At 35.3% G+C, this 5,429-nt stretch carries 5 protein-coding genes, 1 tRNA gene and 1 pseudogene; all 7 read right to left on the bottom strand.

Features of this window, described 5'->3' with window-relative positions:
* Window positions 1-132: 132 nt before the first annotated feature.
* Window positions 133-1,169: pseudogene (locus Q5O30_RS06355) on the bottom strand (GGGtGRT protein).
* 12 nt (window positions 1,170-1,181) lie between these two features.
* Window positions 1,182-1,874: an iron-sulfur cluster assembly scaffold protein gene (locus Q5O30_RS06350; protein ID WP_021952912.1), complete on the bottom strand. Its 693-nt coding sequence runs from the start codon at window positions 1,872-1,874 to the stop codon at window positions 1,182-1,184.
* 137 nt (window positions 1,875-2,011) lie between these two features.
* Window positions 2,012-2,974 (bottom strand): C39 family peptidase, encoded by a 963-nt coding sequence (locus tag Q5O30_RS06345; protein ID WP_021952911.1) that lies wholly within the window; start codon window positions 2,972-2,974, stop codon window positions 2,012-2,014.
* Between the two features lie 154 nt (window positions 2,975-3,128).
* Window positions 3,129-4,220, bottom strand: a complete 1,092-nt coding sequence (gene asd, locus Q5O30_RS06340) for an aspartate-semialdehyde dehydrogenase (RefSeq protein WP_021952910.1) — start codon at window positions 4,218-4,220, stop codon at window positions 3,129-3,131.
* A 44-nt stretch (window positions 4,221-4,264) separates the two neighbouring features.
* Complete coding sequence (locus Q5O30_RS06335; protein ID WP_021952909.1) at window positions 4,265-4,702, bottom strand: hypothetical protein; 438 nt, start codon at window positions 4,700-4,702, stop codon at window positions 4,265-4,267.
* The gene (locus Q5O30_RS06330) at window positions 4,692-5,216 is read right to left on the bottom strand and encodes a hypothetical protein (RefSeq protein ID WP_021952908.1); all 525 of its coding nucleotides are present in this window, start codon (window positions 5,214-5,216) and stop codon (window positions 4,692-4,694) included. The genes Q5O30_RS06335 and Q5O30_RS06330 overlap by 11 nt, the downstream gene beginning before the upstream one ends.
* 30 nt (window positions 5,217-5,246) lie before the next feature.
* Window positions 5,247-5,319 (bottom strand) — tRNA-Thr (locus Q5O30_RS06325).
* Window positions 5,320-5,429: the final 110 nt, after the last annotated feature.

The raw sequence follows: 5,429 nt of genomic DNA, 5'->3' as shown, positions 1-5,429 counted from the left end.
CAATACTTTATAAAATAAAATTCTGTAGACTTCTCGTAGACTTTTACGCGGTATTGACTTGTAGGCACAAAAAAGAGACTCCTGTCAAAATCTACAAGAGTCTCTAAATTCCTTATAAAATCAAAGTTTTAATTAAAATTTGCCTTCATCAGCAGCCTGCTGTACGGAAACAGCAACAGCAACTGTAGCACCAACCATTGGGTTGTTACCCATTCCGATAAGTCCCATCTATTACCCATTCCGATTAATCCCATCATTTCAACGTGAGCTGGAACTGATGAAGAACCTGCGAACTGAGCATCTGAATGCATACGTCCTAATGTATCTGTCATACCATATGAAGCAGGACCTGCAGCCATGTTATCCGGATGAAGTGTACGTCCTGTACCACCACCTGATGCTACTGAGAAGTACTTCTTACCCTGTTCGATACATTCTTTCTTGTATGTACCTGCTACAGGATGCTGGAATCTTGTTGGGTTAGTTGAGTTACCTGTAATAGAAACACCAACATTTTCATGATGCATAATTGCAACACCTTCCTGAACATCATCAGCACCATAACATTTAACTGTTGCACGAAGACCTGTTGAATATGGCTTTTCGTATACAATGTTTAATTTTGCTTCTTTATAATCATACTTTGTTTCAACATATGTGAAACCGTTAATTCTTGAAATAATCTGTGCAGCATCTTTTCCAAGACCATTTAAGATAACTCTTAAAGGTTTCTGACGTACTTTGTTAGCCTTTTCAGCGATACCAATAGCACCTTCAGCTGCAGCGAATGATTCGTGTCCTGCAAGGAATGCGAAACATTCTGTTTCTTCTTCAAGTAACATCTTTCCTAAGTTACCATGTCCTAAACCAACTTTTCTATGGTCAGCAACAGAACCCGGAATACAGAAAGCCTGAAGACCTTCACCGATTGCAGCAGCAGCGTCAGCAGCTCTTCTACAACCTTTCTTAATAGCAATAGCTGCACCTACTGTGTAAGCCCAGCATGCATTTTCAAAACAAATTGGCTGAATTTTCTTAACCTGATCATAAACATCTAATCCAGCGTCCTTTGTAATCTTTTCAGCTTCTTCAATAGAAGCAATACCATAACTATTTAAAACAGAATTAATCTTGTCAATTCTTCTTTCATATGATTCAAATAATGCCATTGTTGTTACCTCCTATTCCTTTCTTGGGTCGATAATCTTAACAGCGTCATCAACACGACCGTACTGACCTTTTGATTTTTCCCAAGCTGTTGTAGGATCATCACCTTTTTTGATAAAGTCTGTCATCTTTCCTAAGTTAACAAACTGGTAACCAATAACTTCATTATCAGCATCAAGAGCGATACCTGTTACATAGCCTTCAGCCATTTCAAGATATCTAACACCTTTTGCCTTTGTAGCATACATAGTACCTACCTGTGAACGAAGACCTTTTCCTAAATCTTCAAGTCCGGCACCTACTACAAGACCGTCATCTGAGAAAGCACTCTGTGTTCTACCATATACAATCTGTAAGAATAATTCTCTCATAGCTGTGTTGATAGCATCACAAACTAAGTCAGTATTTAAAGCTTCAAGAATTGTTTTTCCCTGAAGAACTTCAGCTGCCATAGCTGCTGAATGTGTCATACCTGAACATCCGATTGTTTCGATTAATGCTTCTTCAATGATACCTTCTTTAACATTTAATGTAAGCTTACAAGCACCCTGTTGTGGAGCACACCAGCCAACACCATGTGTAAAACCTGAAATATCTTTGATTTCTTTTGAGTAAACCCATTTTCCTTCTTCAGGAATTGGAGCCGGCTCATGTTTTGCGCCCTTAGCTACAGGACACATCATTTCAACTTCTTTTGAATAAATCATTTGAATAAATACTCCTTTCGAAATATGTGATAAAATCGTGGGTCAAAGCTGTCTAATGCCCACACCACTACATATTTTCTCATAAAATGACAAAATAGTCTATACTTTTAATGATTTTTTATCAAAATAATTTCCTATTATTTCTGAGTTTCTCTTGTTTCTTCCAATTTGTATCCCCACAAAGCCTTAATTTGAGTTGCCAATCTGTCATATGTCCACTGTTTTTTGCTTCTTGTAATACAATTTGGATCATTTATCTTGAAACCATTATCGTCATAGCCATATATCACAATAAAATGACCACTTAATGTAAAATCACCGGGACCCATTGCACATATAATCAGTCCACCGTTATCTAATTCACTTTCAATACGTTCCTTAGATAATCCCACCTCATGTATGTTTATTCCATATTCTGCCGGAAAAGTTGTCATTAGTTTCCAAGCTGTCCCGATTCCCTCTACATAATATCCGTTTTCTTCACTATATTTCGCCGCTGTAACCGGTGTTACCTTATCATTTCTTGTTAAACTATACACCACCATTGAAACACAGGTTGGTCCACAGCCTGCCAATCCTATATTAGAATCACCGTAGGTCTTATATCCCCACCTTTTATCCCATTGGATAAGTAGTGGAACTTCAGCAGCCCTTTCATTTTTTGACAACTTGGGCTTGCCCTCTGATTCGTAATCAAAATAGTTCGCTATAAATTCCGCCATTTCAGGATTATTTGCCACTTTTTCCAGCAAATCAGTATCATAATTGTCACGATTTTCATATAAATACTTAATATTCTCGTCACTGTCTGAATATTGTTTTAAAAATTTTAATATTTGTGTTCTTGTATATTCCTTTGGAGCACTAATCTTATATTTCTTTTTTGTTTTACTTTTCTTTTCTGCTGTAGTCTCCTCTTTCTTTTCAGTTTCAACCTGTTTAGTAGCGTTTTCTTTAGACTTATGACTTTCATTCTGTTTTGCAATATTTTGAACAATTCCCACTAACAATACAATGCTGATTATTATTCCGCTTATTGTTATGGCAATTTGAATTTTTCTAAGTTTTTTCTGCTCTCTTCTGTAATCTGACTGTTTCATTGTAAATCTCCTGTAAGTTTGATAAAACAGTTATAGTAATTCTGTGTATATTTTTTGTATCAACTATTGCATTTTTTAATCTTAAACATAAAAAGAGTTATTGCTTTAAAAATCAAATTTAATAAATAAAGCAATAACTCATAATTATTACATATTATTTTGCTGCAATATATCCCTTTGCAACTAAAAGTTCTGCTGATAATACAGCTCCTCCTGCGGCACCTCTAAGAGTATTATGTGATAATCCCACAAACTTGTAATCGTATACACTGTCTTCTCTTAAACGTCCTGCTGAAATTCCCATTCCATGCTCAAAATTAACGTCTAAAGCTACCTGCGGTCTGTTATCATCCTCTAAGTACTGAATAAACTGCTTTGGTGCACTAGGAAGTTCTAACTTCTGCGGCTCTCCACTAAAGTTTACCATAGCCTCAATTAATTCTTCCTTTGAAGGCTTTTTAGCAAACTTAACAAATACAGCTGCCGTATGTCCGTCTAAAACAGGTACTCTGATACACTGTGTTGTAATAACCGGTGATGTAGCCTTAACAATCTCTCCATCAACAATCTTACCCCAAAGTCTAAGTGGCTCCTGCTCTGATTTTTCTTCTTCACCACCAATGTATGGAATAATGTTTCCCACCATTTCAGGCCAGTCCTTAAATGTTTTGCCGGCACCTGAAATAGCCTGATATGTTGTTGCTACAACTTCTGTAGGCTCAAATTTCTTCCATGCTGTAAGAACAGGTGCATAACTTTGTATTGAACAGTTAGGTTTAACTGCAACAAATCCTTTTGTTGTGCCAAGTCTCTTCTTCTGGAATTCTATTACTTCATAATGTTCAGGATTAATTTCAGGAACTACCATCGGTACATCCGGTGTCCATCTGTGAGCACTGTTGTTTGATACAACAGGTGTTTCTGTTTTTGCATAATCCTCTTCAATTTTCTTGATTTCTTCCTTTGTCATGTCAACAGCACTGAAAACGAAGTCAACTGTTGAAGCAACTGCCTCTACTTCATTAACATTGTGTACAATCATCTTTTTTACACTTTCAGGCATTGGAACTGACATTTTCCATCTGTCCCCAACAGCTTCTTCATATGTCTTTCCTGCTGAACGTGGGCTTGCAGCCAATGTTGTAACTTCAAACCATGGATGATTATCAAGCAATGTGATAAATCTTTGTCCTACCATACCTGTAGCTCCAAGTACGCCTACTTTTAATTTCTTGTCTAATTTCATCATTTCTCTCCTAAAAAAAATATTTTAAATTTTATTTAACAAACTTAATAAAACTCAGACCAGCCATCTCCATTTTTTGAATCAGATTTTTTAGTTTCATCTTCTGTTTTAGAGGTAGTATTCTGCTCTTTTTTTTTCTTTGTTTCTTTATTTTCAATGGCTTCATCTGTGAAAATATCATTCATTTCATTGACGTTGCCATTTTTTTTATCATTTTTAGTTTTGTCTGTCTTTTCAGTTGTAGCACTATCAGGCTTTGTTGTTTCCACAACAACATTTCCCTGTGCATCTGTTACTGTTTCTGACAAAGCTTCAACAGTCTGATTCACGTATGTTGTGGTTTCTTTTGTCGCAGCTGATGTGATTATCTTGTTACTGTCACCTTTATCTTTATTTGATTTTTTTATACCAAATATAACTGCTACAATGGCAATTACAACTATAACCGCTAACACAATTATTACAATCTTCTTACTTTTCATTTACATCTCCACTCTGCGTTGTCTTTTCACGCTGTTCAATTAAATACCTGTTATAATCATCCCGCGATTTTTTCCAGGTATCTGACATACAGTAAATATTAATGTTTACCATCAAGTAACAAAACATCCATATAATAATTAATCCTGTTATGGAAGCGCCTGCCGTTCTCCTTTTAAATAGTGGAATTGAATCCCGATATTTAAAATCTGATAAGAAAATGGCGGGACTAAAAAATAATATGAAAAAGAAAATATATTTTATGACAAACAACACCACATCCATAGGTTCAAAAGTGTAATACTTTATTTCACCGTAGATTCCGGTAATTATATAAAACGTCATAAAACCATAATATAAAATAGCAAGTATCATCTTATATGAAACACCTGAACGGAAACCAAAAAGTTTTATTCTGTCATCTTTTAGGGAATTTTGTCTGTTGTTTCTTCCCTGCCTGTTTCCTCTTGAATAAATATTGTTGTTTTTTGGTACTTTATAAGGTTTGTATGACATATAAAAGCCTCACTATTAATAAAAAATAAAAGCTCCTGGCGTGACTCGAACACGTGACCTGCTCATTACGAGTGAGCTGCTCTACCAACTGAGCTACAGAAGCGTCTAAACAATGATATTATACATAGTTAAAATATAAATGTAAAGTTTAAAATTACATTTACTTTACATTTTACCACATTATAATAAGTATTTTTCTTTAACATTCTTGAT

Source organism: Eubacterium sp. CAG:161, assembly GCF_000432355.1.
Classification (GTDB): domain Bacteria; phylum Bacillota; class Clostridia; order Lachnospirales; family Lachnospiraceae; genus Eubacterium_G; species Eubacterium_G segne.
The sequence above is the reverse complement of the archived record's forward strand: the minus strand, read 5'-3'. Positions and strand labels throughout refer to the sequence as shown.